Source organism: Rhodococcus sp. 852002-51564_SCH6189132-a (assembly GCF_001665495.1).
Taxonomy (GTDB): domain Bacteria; phylum Actinomycetota; class Actinomycetes; order Mycobacteriales; family Mycobacteriaceae; genus Rhodococcus; species Rhodococcus pyridinivorans.
This window is the reverse complement of record NZ_LZMJ01000066.1, coordinates 110,355-128,508: the sequence shown is the minus strand read 5'-3', so window position 1 is coordinate 128,508 and position 18,154 is coordinate 110,355. Positions and strand designations below refer to the sequence as shown.

19 protein-coding genes are annotated in these 18,154 nt (G+C 68.7%); 10 read left to right on the top strand and 9 right to left on the bottom strand.

The features are described 5' to 3' along the window. A complete protein-coding gene (locus A5767_RS16155) occupies nucleotides 1-1,443 on the bottom strand; it encodes a flavin-containing monooxygenase (RefSeq protein ID WP_064852689.1) in 1,443 nt (480 codons plus the stop codon). A 3-nt stretch (nucleotides 1,444-1,446) separates the two neighbouring features. Further along, nucleotides 1,447-2,457, bottom strand: a complete 1,011-nt coding sequence (locus A5767_RS16150; RefSeq protein ID WP_064852688.1) for a PHP domain-containing protein — start codon at nucleotides 2,455-2,457, stop codon at nucleotides 1,447-1,449. A 40-nt stretch (nucleotides 2,458-2,497) separates the two neighbouring features. Here A5767_RS16150 and A5767_RS16145 point away from each other — a divergent pair, with 40 nt between their 5' ends. Together A5767_RS16145 and A5767_RS16140 are read left to right on the top strand one after the other, a co-directional pair. Continuing rightward, nucleotides 2,498-3,202, top strand: coding sequence for a SanA/YdcF family protein (locus tag A5767_RS16145; protein WP_006550869.1), 705 nt, complete (start codon nucleotides 2,498-2,500; stop codon nucleotides 3,200-3,202). A gap of 10 nt (nucleotides 3,203-3,212) precedes the next feature. Then, nucleotides 3,213-3,884: an SDR family oxidoreductase gene (locus A5767_RS16140; protein ID WP_037217432.1), complete on the top strand. Its 672-nt coding sequence runs from the start codon at nucleotides 3,213-3,215 to the stop codon at nucleotides 3,882-3,884. On the opposite strand, the gene A5767_RS16135 is transcribed toward A5767_RS16140, so the two are convergent. From A5767_RS16135 to A5767_RS16125, 3 genes are all read right to left on the bottom strand, one after another. Further along, nucleotides 3,793-4,845 (bottom strand): DUF6777 domain-containing protein, encoded by a 1,053-nt coding sequence (locus A5767_RS16135; RefSeq protein ID WP_231913206.1) that lies wholly within the window; start codon nucleotides 4,843-4,845, stop codon nucleotides 3,793-3,795. The two genes, A5767_RS16140 and A5767_RS16135, sit on opposite strands and share 92 nt — an antisense overlap. Next, nucleotides 4,800-5,225, bottom strand: coding sequence for a hypothetical protein (locus tag A5767_RS24180; protein WP_231913207.1), 426 nt, complete (start codon nucleotides 5,223-5,225; stop codon nucleotides 4,800-4,802). The genes A5767_RS16135 and A5767_RS24180 overlap by 46 nt, the downstream gene beginning before the upstream one ends. A 94-nt stretch (nucleotides 5,226-5,319) precedes the next feature. Next, nucleotides 5,320-5,703 carry a nuclear transport factor 2 family protein gene (locus A5767_RS16125; RefSeq protein WP_059381922.1) on the bottom strand — a complete coding sequence of 128 codons (384 nt, stop codon included), beginning with the start codon at nucleotides 5,701-5,703 and terminating at the stop codon, nucleotides 5,320-5,322. Between the two features lie 142 nt (nucleotides 5,704-5,845). Between A5767_RS16125 and A5767_RS16120 the strand changes: the two genes are divergently transcribed. The 3 genes from A5767_RS16120 (at nucleotide 5,846) to A5767_RS16110 (ending at nucleotide 8,078) form a co-directional block, all read left to right on the top strand. After that, complete coding sequence (locus A5767_RS16120; RefSeq protein WP_064852686.1) at nucleotides 5,846-6,673, top strand: alpha/beta hydrolase; 828 nt, start codon at nucleotides 5,846-5,848, stop codon at nucleotides 6,671-6,673. A gap of 65 nt (nucleotides 6,674-6,738) precedes the next feature. Beyond that, entirely contained in the window at nucleotides 6,739-7,359 is a 621-nt protein-coding gene (locus A5767_RS16115; protein ID WP_082937718.1) for a CsbD family protein, read from the top strand. A 59-nt stretch (nucleotides 7,360-7,418) separates the two neighbouring features. Further along, nucleotides 7,419-8,078 carry a hypothetical protein gene (locus A5767_RS16110; RefSeq protein ID WP_064852685.1) on the top strand — a complete coding sequence of 220 codons (660 nt, stop codon included), beginning with the start codon at nucleotides 7,419-7,421 and terminating at the stop codon, nucleotides 8,076-8,078. Between the two features lie 68 nt (nucleotides 8,079-8,146). Here the strand turns inward: A5767_RS16110 and leuS are convergent, their stop codons facing one another. After that, on the bottom strand, nucleotides 8,147-11,014 hold the full coding sequence (leuS, locus tag A5767_RS16105) for a leucine--tRNA ligase (protein ID WP_006550876.1): 2,868 nt from the start codon (nucleotides 11,012-11,014) through the stop codon (nucleotides 8,147-8,149). 96 nt (nucleotides 11,015-11,110) lie between these two features. On the opposite strand from leuS, the gene A5767_RS16100 reads away from it, so the two are divergent. After that, nucleotides 11,111-11,515 (top strand): SdpI family protein, encoded by a 405-nt coding sequence (locus tag A5767_RS16100; protein ID WP_016691037.1) that lies wholly within the window; start codon nucleotides 11,111-11,113, stop codon nucleotides 11,513-11,515. Nucleotides 11,516-11,536: 21 nt separating this feature from the next. Here the strand turns inward: A5767_RS16100 and A5767_RS16095 are convergent, their stop codons facing one another. Beyond that, nucleotides 11,537-12,190, bottom strand: a complete 654-nt coding sequence (locus tag A5767_RS16095) for a hemerythrin domain-containing protein (protein ID WP_006550878.1) — start codon at nucleotides 12,188-12,190, stop codon at nucleotides 11,537-11,539. 101 nt (nucleotides 12,191-12,291) lie between these two features. On the opposite strand from A5767_RS16095, the gene A5767_RS16090 reads away from it, so the two are divergent. Together A5767_RS16090 and A5767_RS16085 are read left to right on the top strand one after the other, a co-directional pair. Then, a complete protein-coding gene (locus A5767_RS16090) occupies nucleotides 12,292-13,452 on the top strand; it encodes a helix-turn-helix transcriptional regulator (RefSeq protein ID WP_033098062.1) in 1,161 nt (386 codons plus the stop codon). Nucleotides 13,453-13,456: 4 nt separating this feature from the next. Further along, complete coding sequence (locus tag A5767_RS16085; protein WP_064852684.1) at nucleotides 13,457-14,410, top strand: DUF1648 domain-containing protein; 954 nt, start codon at nucleotides 13,457-13,459, stop codon at nucleotides 14,408-14,410. Between the two features lie 24 nt (nucleotides 14,411-14,434). On the opposite strand, the gene A5767_RS16080 is transcribed toward A5767_RS16085, so the two are convergent. After that, complete coding sequence (locus A5767_RS16080; protein WP_019290494.1) at nucleotides 14,435-15,052, bottom strand: YqgE/AlgH family protein; 618 nt, start codon at nucleotides 15,050-15,052, stop codon at nucleotides 14,435-14,437. 13 nt (nucleotides 15,053-15,065) lie between these two features. Further along, entirely contained in the window at nucleotides 15,066-15,734 is a 669-nt protein-coding gene (locus tag A5767_RS16075) for a TetR/AcrR family transcriptional regulator (RefSeq protein ID WP_019290493.1), read from the bottom strand. 167 nt (nucleotides 15,735-15,901) lie between these two features. On the opposite strand from A5767_RS16075, the gene A5767_RS16070 reads away from it, so the two are divergent. Beyond that, nucleotides 15,902-16,849, top strand: coding sequence for an NAD-dependent epimerase/dehydratase family protein (locus A5767_RS16070; protein ID WP_064852683.1), 948 nt, complete (start codon nucleotides 15,902-15,904; stop codon nucleotides 16,847-16,849). Between the two features lie 10 nt (nucleotides 16,850-16,859). Continuing rightward, nucleotides 16,860-18,152, top strand: coding sequence for an MFS transporter (locus A5767_RS16065; RefSeq protein WP_064852682.1), 1,293 nt, complete (start codon nucleotides 16,860-16,862; stop codon nucleotides 18,150-18,152). Nucleotides 18,153-18,154 lie beyond the last annotated feature (2 nt).

The following is an 18,154-nucleotide window of genomic DNA, read 5'->3' as shown; positions in this document are numbered from 1 at the left end:
TCAGGGCGTGAACTGCATCGATTCGTCGACACGCCCGAGCCGCATGGTGGGCAGGTCGAGGAGATAGTTCTGCCGCATCAGCCATGGGCTGCGCGAACCCTGCTTGGGCAGAGCACCTTCCGCGCGGTGGATGTAGCCGGCGTCGAGACCGAGCAGCGGGCGGGTACGCCCGTCGCCCGAATACCTCGGCACCGCCGAGCGGTAGCCGTTGCGGCGCATGTACCGCAGCAACCGGCACACGTACAGGGACGCGAGATCGGCGCGCAGGGTCCACGACGCGTTGGTGTAACCGAGGCACATCGCGGCATTGGGCAGGCCGTCGAGCATCATCCCGCGGTAGATGAACCGGGTGGAGAGGTCGATCTTCTCCCCGTCCACGACGAACTCGATCCCCCCGGCGGGCACCAGTTGCAGACCCGTTGCGGGAATCAGGATCTCGGCCTCGAGTTCGCGGCCGGACTCGAGGTGGACGCTCTTCTCGGTGACGGTGTCGATCCGGTCGGTGACGATCTCGGCGTTCCCGGCGCGCAGGGTGCGGAACAGATCGGAGTCGGGGACCACGCACAGTCGCTGATCCCACGGGTCGTAACGCGGTGAGAAGTGGGGATCGACCGGGATCCTGCCGCGCAGGCGACGTTCGGTGAGAGTGCGCAGCACGCGTTTCGCAGCCGACGGGAACCGCTGACAGAACTGGTAGAAACCGAGGTTGACCACGACGTTCTTCGTCCGCACCGCGCGATGGGCCACCTTGTCGGGCAACAGGCGTCGTATCCGCGTCGCGATCGGGTCGCGCGCCGGCAGCGACATCACGTAGGTGGGGGAGCGTTGCAGCATCGTCACGTGTTCGGCCTTCTCCGCGAGCGCGGGCACGAGAGTGACGGCCGTGGCGCCGCTGCCGATCACCACGATCTTCTTCCCCTCGTAATCGAGGTCCTCGGGCCAGAACTGCGGATGTACGACCGTACCCGCGAAGTCCTGCAGGCCGGGGATGTCGGGGAGGTATCCGGACTCGTAGCTGTAGTAGCCGCTGCAGAGATAGAGGAAGGAACAGGACATCTCGACGGTACCCTGCCCGGTCGAGGCACGCACCGTCCACCGGGCATCATCCGACGACCAGGATGCGTCGATCACCTTGTGGCCGAAACGGATCTGCCGGTCGATGCCGAATTCTGCAGCGGTGTCGCGGATGTACTGCAGAATGTCGGGGCCGTCGGCGATGGACTTCTCACCCCGCCACGGGCGGAACGGGAAGCCGAGCGTGTACATGTCGCTGTCCGACCGGATCCCGGGATAGCGGAACAGATCCCACGTACCACCGATCGCGTCGCGACTCTCGAGGATGGCGTACCCCAAATCCGGGCACTGTGTCTGCAACCGGTAACCGGCATCGATGCCGGACAGCCCGGCTCCCACGATCAGTACGTCGACGTGTTCCACGCGCATCTCCTACCTGTCGGCCCACGCCAGCAGGTCGTCGACCTCCCAGGTGTTGATCACCTGTTCGGGTTCGACGCCCCGCTCGGCGGCACGTTCGCAACCGTACCCGAGCCAATCGAGTTGTCCCGGTGCATGTGCATCGGTGTCGATGGAGAACAGGCAACCCATCCCGAGTGCGAGATCGATGAGACGCGACGGCGGGTCGCGGCGTTCGGGCCGGCAGTTGATCTCGACGGCGGTGTCGTGATCGCGACACGCGGCGAAGACCTTCTCGGCGTCGAACTTCGACTCGGGACGGTTTCCGCGCCCCCCGGCGACGAGCCGGCCGGTGCAGTGCCCGAGGACGTCGACGTGGGGATTCGCCGCCGCACGCAGCATGCGTTTCGTCATCGCCGACCGGTCGGCCCGCAAGTTCGAGTGCACGCTCGCGACGACGACGTCGAGTTCGGCGAGCAGCCCCTCGTCCTGGTCGAGCGACCCGTCGTCGAGGATATCGACCTCGATACCCGTGAGAATCCTTGCACCACTGCCATTCTCGTTGATCTCCGCGACGACGGCGAGCTGCGAGCGCAACCGCTCCGCGGTGAGCCCGTTCGCGACCTTCAGGCGAGGGGAGTGGTCGGTGAGGGCAAAGTACTCGTGCCCGATCATCGTCGACGCGACGCGGTGCATCTCGTCGATCGGGCTGCCGCCGTCGGACCAGTTCGAGTGGGTGTGCAGGTCGCCGCGCAGGGACTCGAGCAGGTCGCGGCCGCCGCGCCCGATCGGGTCGGCCTCCTCGCGTAACTGCTCGAGATAGGCGGGCACTTTGTCGAACGACTCCCGGACGACCGTCGCGGTCTTCTTCCCGACGCCCGGCAGATCGGTCCACGAGTCGGTCTTCCGCAGAACCTCCCGCTTGTGGTCGCTCACCTCGGCGAGCACCTCCGCCGCGCGTCGATAGGCCTGCACACGGTAGGTGTCGGCGTGTTCGCGTTCGAGCCAGAAGGCGACTTCGCGGAGTGCGTCGACGGGGTCCACCCCTCCATTGTGGCCGCCGGGCGTCCGTAATCTGGGACGCATGCTCGAATCCGTCCGGTCGTCGTCCCCCCTCGGTGCGGTCTCCGCACTGGTCGTCGGTGCGGTGTCCGCGCTGACACTCGTCTCCGCCCGCGTGGCGTCCGAAGCGAAGGACCTCATGTACGAGGTGGACGGCGCGCCGCCCGCCCCGGTGGTGATCGTGCCGGGCGCGCGGGTGCACGAGGGCCGTCCGATGCGGGTGCTCCGCAGCCGCCTCGACGTCGCGGTCGCGTTGATGGCACGGGGACGGGTGCAAGCCGTGCTCGTCTCGGGCGACGGGGCCGGAACCTCGGGCGACGAGATCGAGGCGATGATCGCGTATCTCGTCGAGCAGGGTGTGAACCGGGAACGGATCGTCGCCGACCCGTACGGTCTCGACACCTACGACACCGCCCGGCGTGCGGTGGCCACCTACGGCGTGCGGCAGGCGCTGATCACGACCCAGGCCTTCCACCTTCCGCGCGCAGTGGCGTTGTGCCGGCGGGCGGGCATCGACATCGCCGGAGTCCGCGCCGCCAACGACGTGCGACTGCGCACGCGGCTGAGGAATCTGGCGCGCGAGTACGTGCTGTCGCGACCCAAGGCGTTCCTCGAACTCCGGTTCCCGCGCGACCCGGCGGTGGAGACCCCTCCGGACGACCGGCTCGCCGAGATCCTGGCCGGTCTCGAGCACGGTGCGGTGGCCGCCCCACCGTCTGCTTCCTAGGCTCGTGATCATGCGCCCCACAGCTCTCGTCACCGGAGGGGGTCGCGGTCTCGGCGCCGCGATCGCCCAGGAACTCGCTCCCACCCACGATCTGCTCCTCGGCGGACGACGTCGCGAGTCGCTCGATGCGATCCTCGAGGAACTGCCCGACGCCACGCCGTGGCCCGTGGACCTGCTCGATCACGTCGCCGTCGCCGCGGCCGCCGCCGACATCGATCGGCTCGACGTGCTCGTCCACAACGCGGGCGTCGCCGAACTGGGCACGATCGCCGACAGCGAGCCCCGGCAGTGGCGCGAGACGTTCGAGGCGAACGTCGTCGCCGTCGTCGCCCTGACGCAGGTGTTGCTACCGGCCCTGCGGACCGCGAACGGCCACGTGGTGCTCATCAACTCGGGGGCGGGTCTGCGCGTTCGCCCCGGGTGGGGTGCCTACGCCGCGAGCAAGTTCGCACTGCGGGCGTTCGGCGACGCGCTGCGCGAGGAGGAACCCGCGCTGCGGGTCACCTCGATCCACCCGGGCCGGATCGACACGGACATGCAGCGCGCGATCGTCGCGTCGGAGGGCCGCGAGTACGACCCGTCGCAGTTCCTCAGCCCCGGCACGGTGGCGCGTGCGGTGCGGCAGGTCGTCGAGGCGCCGGTCGACGCCCACCCCACCGAGGTCGTTCTGCGTCCTCGCTGACGACTCGAAAGAGCTGGCGGCTCAGAACGGCAGGGGGATCACGACCGGGGGAGCGCCCGGAATCTGGATCTGGATCTGCGGAGGCGGCGGCCGGGGGAGGAGGCGGTGGTGGTGCCGCGGCTTCCGGCACCGGATCGCGCCGCGGTGCAGGAACGGGTACCTGCAGCGCCTCGGTCTCCGGGCGGGTTTCCTCCGTGGTCTCCGGTGCGGCCGGAGCCATGGTTTTCGGCAGGGCCTCACCGACCGGCACGGGGACCATCGCGCCGGTCGTGATGTCGATGACCTCCAACTCCCGCACGGCAGTCGCGGCGGGCTGGACGACGAACATCCGCTCGGCGTTCAGTCCGGGCCATTTCGGACCTTCGAGTTCGTCGTTTCCGGTGAGCACCGGCGCGGACAGCGGATTGCCGCGCACGCACCGCACGCGCGGAACACCGAGTTCGTCGACGAGGACGATCGTGCCGCGTTCGAGCAGCGACTGCACGGGCCGCGCCGCACCGTCGCGGTACTCGTGCATGGTCACCCGGGTGTCGGCGCGCAACAGGACCGCCGTGAGGGTGTCGGTGTAGCCGCGGATGTCGGGCACGCCGAGGACACCGCGCCACGCTTCGGCCTTGGCGGGATCCTCCTCCAGATGAAGGATGAGCCCTTCGCGGTCGCACAGGGGCCGGTCGAGACTGCCCCCGTAGAGCGCCGGCCGATCACCGGAAACGGCCGGGGTCCCGGCGGTCGCGGTGACCGGATCACCGCCTTCCTCGACGACTTCGGGGGGAGCTGGCGGCACCGCGACCGGCACCTGCGGCGGCACGAGACGCGGCGTCCACGGGTCGTCCTGCGCGGTGGCGACATGCAGTTGCACGGGCGTCGTCGTCTCGACCGAACCGCCCGACGAGCAGGCACCCGCCACCAGTGCCGTCAGGGCGAGTGCCAGACCGAATCCACGAACCGTGTCGCTGGCCACGCCGTCATGCTAGGTCGATGATCGCCGGTGAAAGTGCTGTTCGGCGGTTCTCGTCGGTATCCGGATCCGGAGAGGAAACGCAGGAGGAGGTTGTTCACCTCGTCGCGACGTTCCATCTGCACGAAATGCCCCGCGCCCTCGAGCAGGTGGGCACCGCGCAGATCGGGGACGAAGGCACGCATCCGTTCGAGCGCCGACGACCCCGACATCGTCCCGAGGACGTCGAGCAGTCGGACGAGGCGATTGGAAATCGCGACGTTCGTGTACTCCTCGGCCTCCCGGGGCCGGTCGGTTCGGCCGTAGCCGGGCATGTCGGGGGCGACGGCACGGTATCCGGCGTCGACGAGCGGCGCGAACTGGTGCCGGTAGCGATACCCCAGGCCGGGGAAGCCGTGGCACAGACGACCGCGGGCCCGTCACCCCGATCGTCGATGTTCCACGTGAAACCATCGACCTCGACGATGCGGCTGCCCATCAGGAGGCGGGGACGGTCTGCATGTCCTCCTGGCTCCAGAACGCCCTCATGCTCGTGATCCTCGCGTCGTCGTCGAAGGTCATCACGTCGACGACCTCCATGATCAGATCCTGCTCACCCAGGTGCGTGACCAGGCGGAACACGAAAGCGGCGTTGTTCTCCGCGATCTTGAGGGTGATCACCTCACCGGTCTGCGCGAGTGGTTCGACCACTCCGTAGAACTCGCGGATCTCGGCCTCGGTCGCGCGGACGGGTGTGCCGACCGGATCCTCGACGGTCGCGCCCGGTGCGTACAGGGCGAGGACGTCGTCGACGGTGCCCGAGGCAACGGACTTCACGTAGTTCTCGACGGTGGCGCGGATCGCGTCCCGACTCGGTGACATGAGGTCTCCTTCGTTCGAATCGGGAACACGTTTCAATCGACGGTAGTGGGCCGGTTCCGCGGATGCACTCACGATTCCCACTCGGAAGACCCCGCGCCGGAGGACGATGACATCGCCATCACCCGGAACGATCGGAGACCCGATGATCGACGCTGTCGCCTTCACCCTCGACGGACACGCCGGCGCCCTCGCAGCGCGCAAGTGGGTCGACGAGACCCCGCGCTACGTGGCGCTGCTGTGCCACGGTTACGGCGAGCACTGCGGACGCTACGAATACGTGGCAGCGCGCCTGGTCGCCGACGGCGCCGCCGTCTATGCGGTGGACCACATCGGTCACGGTCTCAGCGACGGCGAACGCGTTCTGATCGACGACTTCGAGAAGGTGGTCGACGACTTCCGCCTGCTCGATCTCACGGCGCGACGCGAACATCCCGACCTGCCGGTCGCGCTCGTCGGGCACTCGATGGGCGGCATGATCGCCGCCCGGTACGCGCAGCGATACGGAGCGGAGCTGACCGCGGTCGTCCTGTCCGGGCCGGTCCTCGGCAGGTGGGCCACCGTCGACGCCCTGCTCGCGGCCGAGGAGATCCCCGATACCCCCATCGATCCGTCCACCCTCTCCCGTGATCCCGAGGTGGGTCGCGCCTACGTGGCCGACCCGCTCGTCTGGCACGGCCCGTTCAAGCGCACCACCGTGCAGGCGCTGAAGACCTGCATCGACACGATCACCGCCGCCGGTGCCGTCGACGACGTGCCCGTGTTGTGGTTACACGGCGAGGACGATCGACTGGTTCCCCTCGACGGCACCGCCACCGGATGGTCGTCGCTGGCAGGTCGCGGGGCGTCGTCGAAGACCTATCCCGAAGCGCGGCACGAGATCTTCAACGAGACGAATCGGGACGAGGTCCTGGGCGATGTCGTCGACTTCGTCGGCGCGCACATCCACCCTCTCGAGACTCTCGAGGATTGAAGCCGACCGCGTCTGGCTACCCCAAGCCATGGGGGCCGTCCCCTTCGTGTCCCGTACGGAAGGAGATGACCGTGGTCGAAGACAACACATCCGACAGGGCTCGCCCTGGTGCATCCGACAGGGCTCGCCCCGGTCCGGCCGACAAGGCACGCCTCGGGTTGAAGCAGACCGTGGTCGGTAAGGCGAAGGAGGTCGCCGGCGCTCTGACCGGCAACGACTCCCTCACCACCGAAGGCCGTCTCGAGCAGGAGCAGGCTCGGCAGACCAGGAAGGCCGACACCCTCTCGCACATGGCCGAGGCCGAGAGCGACGAGGCGGTCGAACAGCTCGACGCCGTCCGCGAGGCCGGACAACAGGAACGCGAGGCCGTGCAGCAGCGGACCGACGCCGTCGAGTCGCAGGCCGAGCGGGAGGCACGGGTCCGCAAACAGGCCGCCGACCTCGAACATCAGGAGAACATCGTCCGAGGGCGATCCGACGCCGCCCGTGAGGCCACAGCCGCCGAACAACAGGCACGTCGCGAGGAGAACGAGCAGGTCACGGATGCCGCCGCAGAGGTCGCGGCCGCCGACGAGGACCACCGACGAGCCTCCCACGACGCCGAACGTGCACGCCTCCAGGCCGAGGAGGAACGCCGCAAGGCCGACGCTCTCGAACGCACGCTGACCGACGAGCCGGATCGCTGACGAACACCACCGACATTCCCTACCGGAGCTGTACCCCCATCGAAGTTGGAGATGCGCCCATGAACCTCGCCACTCTGCCCAAGAGCGTTCTGCGACTGCAGTACAAGATCGCCCGCTTCCCGCTGGGATTGATCGAGCAGCAGTTGCGGTTCCTGCCCACCGACGCCCCGCCGCGCCTGATGTACGAGCGGGGGCTGGGCATGCTGGACGGCATCGTCGGCAGCGTGCTCGACGACCAGGAGATCGCCACCCGCGGGGCGCTCGCCACCGAACGCGCCGAGGCGGTGAAGCGCGCGGAGAAACTCGACGCGCAGGCCGCAGCCGAGAAGCGCGCGGCAGACGCCGAACTCCGTCGAACGCGTGAACGTGCCGCTGCCCAGCAGGAAGCCGCGCGACGCGACCGCGAGAACGAAGTCGAGCAGGCCCGGGAGCGTGCGCAGGAACGCGCGAAGCAGGCGGAGAAGGAGGCCGAGCAGAAGAAGGCCGCCGAGACCGCGAAGGCCGACCAGGAGGCCGCCGCGAAGCGCCAGGCCGCCGAGACCGCGAAGAAGAAGGGCGAGGAGCGCATCCGCAAGGCCGAGCAGGAGGCCGCCGAGCCCGCCAAGGTCTCCCTCAAGGATGCCGTCGCCAAGCAGCTCGAGGCGAAGGAAGCGGAGGAGCGCGCGCACGATGCGGGCGAGGTCGCCGAGTTCGAGAAGATCGAACACAAGCACCCCTGATCCCGGTTGTAGTCGACGAGACCCCGGTGCATCCTGTGCACCGGGGTCTCGTCCGTCGTAAGCGGTTGCTACTTCACGACATTGACCATCTTGCCGGGAACCACGATCACCTTGCGCGGTGCGGCACCGCCGAGCAGGTCGGCGATCTTCTCGTCCACGAGCGCGGCGGCCTCGATCGCGTGGGGTGCGGCGTCGGCCGGGACGGTGATGCGGCTGCGCACCTTGCCGTTGACCTGGATCGGGTACTCGACGCTGTCCTCGACGAGCCACTTCTCGTCGGCGACCGGGAACGGGCCGTGCGCAAGCGATTCGGTGTGTCCGAGACGCGACCACATCTCCTCGGCGAGGTGCGGGGCGACCGGGCCGAGCATGAGCACGAGCGGTTCGACGGCGCTGCGCGGCGCACCCGACGGGTACTGCTTCGTCAGGTGGTTCGTGTACTCGATGAGCTTGGCGATCGCCGTGTTGTCGCGCAGGTGGGTGAAGTCGTCCGACACACCCGCGACCGTCTTGTTGAGCGCCCGCAGCGTGTCGTCGCCGGGGGTGTCGTCGGTGACGCGCAGCGCGCCACCCTCCTCCTCGACGACGAGACGCCACACGCGCTGCAGGAAGCGGTGCGCGCCGACGACGTCCTTGGTCGCCCACGGACGCGACTGGTCGAGCGGGCCCATCGACATCTCGTAGACGCGCAGGGTGTCGGCGCCGTACTCGTCGAAGATCTGGTCGGGGCTGACGGAGTTCTTGAGCGACTTGCCCATCTTCCCGTACTCGCGAGCGACCTCCTGCTCACCGTCCGGGCCGGTCCAGTAGAACGTGCCGTCGCGCTCGACGACCTCCTCGGCCGGCACATACACGCCGCGCGAGTCGGTGTAGGCGTAGGCCTGGATGTAACCCTGGTTGAACAGGCGACGGTACGGCTCCGAGGAGGTGACGTACCCGAGGTCGAAGAGCACCTTGTGCCAGAACCGCGCGTACAGCAGGTGCAGCACCGCGTGCTCGACACCGCCGACGTAGAGATCGACGCCACCCGGGTCGTTCGGGCCGTGCAGTTCCGGCCGCGGGCCGGTCCAGTACGCCTCGTTCTCCTTGTCACAGAAGGCTTCCGAGTTGGTGGGGTCGATGTAGCGCAGCTGGTACCACGAGCTGCCGGCCCACTGCGGCATCACGTTGGTGTCGCGCGTGTAGCGCTTCAGGCCGTCGCCGAGATCGAGCTCGACGTTCATCCAATCCACCGCCTTCGCGAGCGGCGGGGACGGTTCGGAATCGGCGTCGTCCGGATCGAAGGAGACCGGCGCGTAATCCTCCACCTCGGGAAGTTCCACGGGCAGAGCGGATTCGGGCAGAGCATGGGCGCGTCCCTGCTCGTCGTAGACGATCGGGAAGGGCTCGCCCCAGTACCGCTGCCGCGCGAACAGCCAGTCGCGCAGCTTGTACTGGATGGTGCCGCGTCCGGCGCCGTCCGCCTCGAGCTTCGCGACGATCGTCTTCTTCGCCTCGGCGACGTCGAGACCGTCGAGCAGGCCGGAGTTCACCAGCACACCGTCGCCGGTGTACGCCTCGGCGGTGACGTCGCCGCCGGAGATGACCTCGCGGATGGGCAGACCGAAGGCGGTCGCGAACTCCCAGTCGCGCTGGTCGTGGCCGGGAACGGCCATGATCGCGCCGGTACCGTAGCCGGTGAGGACGTAGTCGGCGATGAAGATCGGCAGTCGCTCGCCGTTGACCGGGTTCACGGCGTAGGCGCCGAGGAAGACACCGGTCTTCTCCTTCGACTCCTGCCGCTCGAGATCGGACTTCGCGGCGATCGACGCGCGGTAGGCCGCGACCGCGGCAGCCGGATCGGCGGCGCCACCGGTCCAGCGCTGGTCGACGCCCTCGGGCCAGGACGCGGCGACGATCCGGTCGACGAGTTCGTGCTCGGGAGCGAGGGTCACGTAGCTGGCACCGAACAGGGTGTCGGGCCGGGTGGTGAACACCTCGATCGCCGAATCGTGGTCGGCGACGGCGAACTTCACCTGGGCGCCGTGCGAGCGCCCGATCCAGTTGCGCTGCATGGACTTGACCTTGTCGGTCCAGTCCAGATGCTCGAGATCGTCGATCAGGCGGTCGGAGTAGGCGGTGATCCGCATCATCCACTGGCGCAGGTTCTTCCGGAAGACCGGGAAGTTGCCGCGCTCGGAGCGGCCGTCGGCCGTGACCTCCTCGTTGGCGAGCACCGTGCCCAGACCCGGGCACCAGTTGACGAGCGAATCCGACCGGTAGACCAAGCGGTACGAGTCGATGACGTCGGCGCGCTCACCCTCCGACAGCGACGCCCAGTCGCGTCCGTCCTCGAGACGACGCGTGCCGTCGGCGAATTCGGCCTCGAGTTCGGAGATGCGACGCGCCCGGCCGGCCTCGCGGTCGTACCAGGCGTTGTAGATCGTCAGGAAGATCCACTGCGTCCAGCGGTAGAAGTCGACGTCGGTCGTCGCGACCGAGCGACGCTCGTCGTGCCCGAGACCGAGACGGGAGAGCTGCCGCTTCATGTTCCCGATGTTGGCCTCGGTGGTCGTGCGCGGGTGCGTGCCCGTCTGCACGGCGTACTGCTCGGCCGGCAGACCGAAGGCGTCGTAACCGAGGGTGTGCAGCACGTTGCGGCCCTGCATGCGGTTGAAGCGCGCATACACGTCGGTGGCGATGTACCCGAGCGGGTGCCCCACGTGCAGGCCCGAGCCCGAGGGGTACGGGAACATGTCCTGCACGAACAGCTTGTCGGAGGGCACCTCGCCGGCGAGATCGCCCACCGGATTGGGGGCGTGGAAGGTGCCGCGCTCGCGCCAGAGCTCCTGCCAGCGCTGCTCGATCCGCCCCGCGAGCTCGGCGGTGTACCGATGCTGCGGAGTGCTGCCGGGTTCGTGCTGGGAGGTCTGTTCGGGACGGGTCACGGTGATCACTATCTACTCGGCCGGGCGTGTGAGTGCTCCCACCAGGGTAGAACGTGCCCGCACCCGCGCAGACCGGTGGCACCACCGGCCGCGTATCCTGGTCGGGTGCTCATCGTCGCTGTCCTGCTCTTCGTGCTCGCTCTCGTCGTCGGCGCGGTGGGTGTCGCGGCACTGACCGGCAAGCTCCCGCGCAACCGCTGGGCCGGTGTGCGCACCCCCGACGCGCTGCGTGACGACGAGGCGTTCGCCCTGGCCAACAAGGTTGCCGCACCCAGCATGCTCGGGTCCGCGGTGCTCCTCGCCCTCGGTGGTGTCGCGTCGCTGACGCTGCCCACCGTCGCCGGGATCATCGCAGTCGTCGTCACCGTGGTGGCCGCCCTGATCACCGCCGGAGCCGGCGGATCCGTCGCAGCGCGGGTCGCTGCGGCGACGAAGCCGGAGGAGACAGCCGGCTGCGGTACCTCGTGCGGGGCGTGCAGCCTGCGCGGGGCGTGCGAGCCGACCGCCTGACGGTCCTCCCACCGGCAGTCCTCACGCCCAGCGGCGCTCCCGTGCGTAGCGCGGTGTCCACCAGAACCGGTTGAGCACCCGCACCGGTACCGGGAGACTCTTCAGCACGACGGCCACGCGGTCCTTCGGTGCTCCCTCGAAGAGGTAGGGCAGCATTTCGGAGACCTCGCGCTTGTCCAGTTGCGCGAACGCCCGCATCGAGATGTCGTGCCATTCCTCCTTGGTGATGGATTGTTCGATCAGCGGGAAGGCGTCCCGTTCCTCGTGCGCGAGGTGAGCACCCAGCGACGTGACGAGACCGTCGAGCAGACCGCCGAGCCGCTCGGTCGCCGTCTCCCGGTCGTCGAGCACAGCCTCGATCTCCGCCAACGCCGGGTCGATCACGGAATGTTCGGCCTCCATCGCATCGAGCACCTCCATCGCCCCCGCATCGTGTGCGAGGCGTGGCCGCATGAACGGCCAGACGTAGACGTCCTCGACGGAGTGGTGCGTGTGCAGTTCGGTGCTGAATCCGTGCCAGCCGAGGAGCAGCGCATCGTGCGTGCCGGGATCGGCGGTCCGCCACTTCTGTGCGAAGTCGGCGAGACGTTCGGTGTCCCGGCGTAGAGCGGAGTGGATCAGATGCACGACCTCCAGATCCTCGGCGGACAACGGCGTGGCGTGAGTGGTGGTCATGGCGGGTACCTCGACTTCCGTATGAATGTCCCCGTGTCCATGGAGCCTCGTCGCCGCGTGAGGTGTTCTCAATCCCACATTCGAGGGGGATACTTCGGGATATGCGCTCTGCACAGCGGTTGAGGGCAGGCATCCACGACGCAGCATCCGCGGCTGCGGACGGGGCGCAGTTTCGCGAGTTCGTGATGGATGTGCTCGGCGCTTTCATTCCGTACGACGGTGGTTGTGTCGCACCCGTGGACCCGGCCGTCGGGGTTCCCACCGGCTTCACCACCCGCGGCCTCGACGACCCAGCCGAGGTACTCCGATTGTCGATCGAGTTCGAGTACGGTCCGGACCTCGATCCGGACAGCCTCTACGCGCTCATGCAGCACCGGTCCGGAGTGCGGCGGATCGAAGAACCCTCCGGCCGCGGACCGGGATACGGCAACAGGCGGTATCTCGAACTCGTGTCGCATCTGGGCATGGGACACGAAGTGCAGCTGGTCTTCCGGGACGGAGACCGTCGGTGCTGGGGTGTCGGTGATCTGCTCCGCGCGTCGGGCCGAGGTTTCTCCGACGCCGAACTCACGATGCTCGACGACGTTCTCGACGACATCGCGAACGGATTCCGCACCACGTTGATCCGGCACGCATCCGCACGAACACGGAACACGGTCGTCGAGGGCACCGCCTGCGAATGCTCGGGTCCGGCCGTGGTGGTAATCGGGGCGGACGACGAATTCGATTCCGTCACTGCCGCAGCGATGATCTTCTTCGAACGCCTCGGCTGGGAGAGTCCCGCTCGGGGGCGCCCCGGACCGGCGCATGTGATCGCCCGTCAGGTCCGTAGAACACGACCCGTGCCCGCGGATGTGCGTGTCCGCACCCTCGACGGCGAATGGCTCGTACTGCGCGCCGCGATCTTCGACGAGACCGGCCGCGTCGTCATGACCTTCGAGCGGGCACGCCTGCCCGAGGTCGTCGCCCTGGTCACCGCCGCCTACGGTCTGACGCCACGCGAATCGGAGGTACTCGTCGAAGTGCTCGCCGGACGGTCTCGCAACGAGATCGCGAGTCGGTTGTTCATCAGCCCGTACACCGTGCAGGACCACCTGAAGAACATCTTCACCAAGACCGGTGTGAACAGCCGGCGCAGCCTCGTCTCGCGACTCGCGTGTACCGAGTACATGCCCCGGTTCGGTGGCGACCTGCGACCCGACGGATGGTTCGACGAGAGCGGAACGAGGACGGCGCCGGTGGAGGCCCGCACCCTAGGCTGACCCCATGACGACGCGTCAGGTCGACCCCGTCGGTGCGCTGCTCGGACTGGCCGTTCCGTTGCTGTGTGCCGTGGCCGTACTCGTGCTCACCCGCTCGTGGATCCCACGATTGCCCGAGGAGATCGCCACGCACTGGTCGGGCACGACACCCGATTCGTTCGGACCACCCATGACCTCGGCGTGGACCGCCGCCCTGCTGATCGTGCTCGTCGGGGGAGGGTGCTGCGCGATCGCCGCGATCGCGCAGGCGCAACTGCTCATGCGTCGCTACATGCTCGCGATCGGTCTCGGGGTCACCGGCACGATCACCGCACTGTTCCTGGCCGGTCTCGCGGGGCAGCTCGACACGACCGACGCCACGCAGGCCGCGTTGGAGGGCTGGCCGGCGGTGCTCGGCATGTGGGTGGGTATCGCGGTGGGCTGGTTCGGGGGACGGCTCCTGCGCGACGGTCGGGAGCGGAAGGCGGCGACCGCCGCTCCGGATCCGGCGCTGCCGCGCGGTCGTGCCGAACTGCCGATCGTCGAGCAGGTGGGCACCGGTGTGGGCACGACGGCGGGACTGTCGCTGCTCGTCCTGATCCCCGCGCTCGTCGTGTGCGGTGCGACGCAGAGCTGGTGGCCGCTGGGTTTGATCGCGCCCGTCGCTCTGCTCGTGCTGGGTCTGCTCCGCTACACCGTGGTGGTCGACGCGGACGGGATCCGGGTGTCGAATCTGGCCACCGACGCGCTCGGATACGACCTCGACGAGATCGTCGGGGCGAAGGTCACCGAGACCCGCCCGTTCCAGGACTGGGGCGGCTGGGGCCTGCGGGTCAAGGGCGGCAAGCGGTACGGCCTGGTCACGCGCACCGGGCCTGCCGTCGTGGTGACCACGGCCTCGGGACACGAATTCACCGTGACCGCAACGAGGGCCGAGGAGATGGCCGGCGCGCTCAACACTCTCGCCGACGCCCGCTGACCGGTCCCGGTCGCCCGAGGGGGCTCAGTTGCGCTCGACCTCGATGGGGTGCGTCGCGAGCAACGCCATCGGCAGCGGCTGCCGGCGCAGCACCCTCGCCCACACGTCGAGGTGCGCGGGGGCGAGCACATCGGTGGGCAGTGCCGAGACCACCATCCAGTCGTCGTTGCGTAGTTCGCCGTCGAGCTGACCTGCGCTCCACCCCGCGTATCCCGCGAAGATCCGCACACCCTCGACGTAGTGGGCGATGTGCCCGGGATCGACATCGAGGTCGATCATCACCACTCGGCCGTCGACGTGGCGGATGCCGGGGACGTCGGTGATGTCGGCCCCCACCCGCAGCGTGCCGAGGCACAGCGCCGAACTGCGGTGGACGGGACCGCCTACGAACAGGGTCTTCGGTTCGGCGGCGAGCCACGACCATTGCGGCAGCATGGCGTCGACGGAGGTGTCGCTGATGCGGTTCAGGACGACACCGAAGCTGCCGGCATCGGTGTGCTCGATGATGTAGACGACGGTGCGGCGGAAGGTCGGCTCGGTGAGATCGGTGGCGGAGACGAGCAGGCTTCCGGCCCGCACCCTGGGTGTCGAGGGTGCGGTGCGGTCCTCGGGTTCGTCCTGATGCTGCGCCACGTCAGCCATTCTGTCACCGCCGTCACCGGCGCGTGGGGTGGAACCCGACGGTCTGTGCCAACAGGGCGAGATGATGTTCGAACAGGACCTCGCGGTCCGGAAAAGTGTCGGGGCCGTACTGCCCGAAGACCTCGAAGCTCACGGACCCGAACAACGACGGCCACACCCAGAGACCGCGTGCCAGTACGGAATCCGGGGCCGTGAGGGAGAACTCGTCCCGGATCCGGCCCAGCGGTTCCCCCAGGCTCTCCGGAGGTGGGGCAGCGGCCGTGTCGTCCAATACACCCGCGGCGTGGGCCTCGTCCACGATCCGGGCCAGTCGCAGGACCACGCGGATACCGGGTGCGGTGGTGCGCTCGGCCGGGGCAGCGTAACCGGGCACCGGACTGCCGAACAGCAACCCGTAGCGGGCCGGTTCGGCCAGCGCCCACGAGCGCACCGCCCGGCCGAGGGTGAGAAACCGTTCGCGGTGATCGGAGGGGTCGACTGCGTCGACGGCACGGTCGACACTGTCGCCGAGTTCGTCGTAGGCGTCGACGACGAGCAGGGTGAGCAGCTCGTCGCGGCTCGAGACGTAGCGGTAGACGGCGGAGGAGACGACGCCCAGGTCTCGGGCGACGGCACGCAGCGACAGCGCCGCCGCTCCGTGGGTGCCGAGATGCTCGCGGCCGATCCGGAGGATGTCGGCCATCGTCTGTGCGCGTGCGCGCGCCCGTGGTGTCGTCACCGGACCATTCTGCCGTCGAACAGAGAGCACCGTCAACAAATGAGAGCACTGCTCTTGACAAGCGCGGCTGCACGGAGGATCGTCTGACGTCATCAGAGAGCAGTGCTCACACTTTTCCGAAGCGAGGAATCATGTCGCATCTCCAGGTGGTCGCAGGAGCCGGACCCGTCGGCTGGACCGTCGCCGAACAGATTGCCGCACAAGGACATCGCGTGCGCGTTCTCACCCGATCGGGCAGTGGACCGGAACGCGCGGGCATCGAACGCCTGCGTGTCGACGTCACGGATCCCGAGGCCGCGGCCGCAGCACTCGTCGACGAAGACGGACTTGTTGCCGACGCGGTGTACATGTGCGTCCACGGGTCGGCCTACCGCGCCGACGTGTGGGCACGCGAACTCCCCGTCGCCGAGCGGGTCGTTCTCGACGCCGCCGCGAACCTGTCGGAGAAGACGGTCGTCGTCTTCCCCGAGAGCCTCTACTCGTACAGCGAACCCGACCGGGTCATGACCGAGGACTCGCCCCGCGAGGCCGACACCGGCAAGCGCGGGGTCCGACGGCAGCTCCTCGCCGCCCGGGCAGCGCATCGCGCACCGACGGTGAGCGTGGTCGCGTCGGACTTCTTCGGTCCGCGGGTACTGAACGCGATGGCCGGCGAACGCATGGTGCCCACCGTGCTCGCCGGGAAGAAGGTGCGGGTGCTCGGCTCGGCCGACGTCCCGCATTCGTTCACCTACGTTCCCGACCTGGCCGCGGCGATGATCGCGGCAGCGGGGGAGCCGACCGTGTGGAACACCGTGATCCACGCACCCACCGGACCGGCCGTGGCACAGCGCGAGATCGCCACCGCCTTCACGCGGACGGCCGGCCTGCCCGCGCCCGCGGTGGGGACGATCCCGTCCTGGCTGGTGCGGGCCGGCGGCCACGTGAACCGGGACATGAAGGAACTCGCCGAGATGCTCTACCAGTTCGATGCCCCGTTCGTCATGGACTCGACCCGCACCGAACAGGTACTCGGCCTGTCGCCCACCCCGCTCGACGAGGCGGCCGCCCGCACCGTCGAATGGTGGCGGAGCCGATAGTGTCGTGCTTGTGCGAGACTCCGGGCAGCAGTCCAGGCAGCGGGCGTGGCGATCGACCGCAACCGCCCTGCGGAACTCGCCGGGTCTCGTACGACTGACCGGAGTGCGGTTCGCGAGCCAGTTCGGTGACGGACTGTTCCAGGCCGCACTCGGCGGGGCGATCCTGTTCAACCCCGAACGTCACACCGACCCGGTGACGATCGCGGCAGGCTTCGCGGTGCTGCTGTTGCCGTACTCGGTGATCGGTCCGTTCGCCGGCGCCCTGCTCGACCGGTGGGACCGGCGCCTCGTCCTCGTCTGGGCCAACCTGCTCCGCGGAGTGTTCATCGCGGCAGCGGCGGCCGTGTTGCTCCTCGGGGGACCGCAGACCCCACTCATGCTGCTCGCGCTCGCCGCCGTCGGTGTGAGCAGATTCGTCCTGGCGGGCGTCTCGGCCTCGCTCCCACACGTGGTCGCCCAGTCGTGGCTCGTCCCGGTCAATTCCGTTCTGGCGACGGTCGGTTCGGGTGTCTCGGCGGTCGGGGCCGCCACGGCGGTCGCGACCATAGGATTCGTGGGCGCGGGCGACACTGGCTCCGGGACGGCCGTCCTCCTCGGAGTGAGCGGTTCGCTCGTCGGTGCGGTCGCCGCAGCGGGATTCGCCGCGAATGCCCTCGGCCCCGAGGGAATACGTCCCCGGGCCGTGATCCCCACCGTCCTGTCGGGTCTGCGGACCGGTGCAGGAGCCGTCCTCGAAGCTCCTGGCGTGACGATCGCGATGCTCGGAATCGGCGCGCACCGCATCGTGTTCGGCGTCGACACGCTCATCATGGTGCTCGTCCTGCGTGCCGAGGAGAATGGCTCCGACCTGCTCGCGGGATTCTCCGGATTCGGTGTCGCGGTCGCCTGTACCGCCACCGGCATGCTCCTCGCAGCGGTGCTCGCACCGATCCTGATCCCGCGGCTGGGCCGGCCGCGCACCGTCACAGTCGGGTTGATCGCCGCCGCGATCGTGCAGTTCGCGTTCGTCACCACCGTGTCGGCCGGACCGTTGCTCGTCGCGGCCTTTCTGCTCGGCCTCGCCGGTCAGACCATCAAACTCACCGGCGACGCCGCGATGCAGATCGATATCGACGACGCGCGCCGAGGTCAGGTCTTCGCGCTGCAGGACACCGTCTTCAACATCGCCTTCCTCGGCGCGATCGTCGTGGCGGCCTTCGTCATCGACCCCGACGGGCGCACACCCGAGCTGGCCGTCGCAGGTGGGGTCGTCTACCTGATCGGGCTCGTCGCCGTGTTCGTCGTGCGCCGCACGCGGCAGTAGCG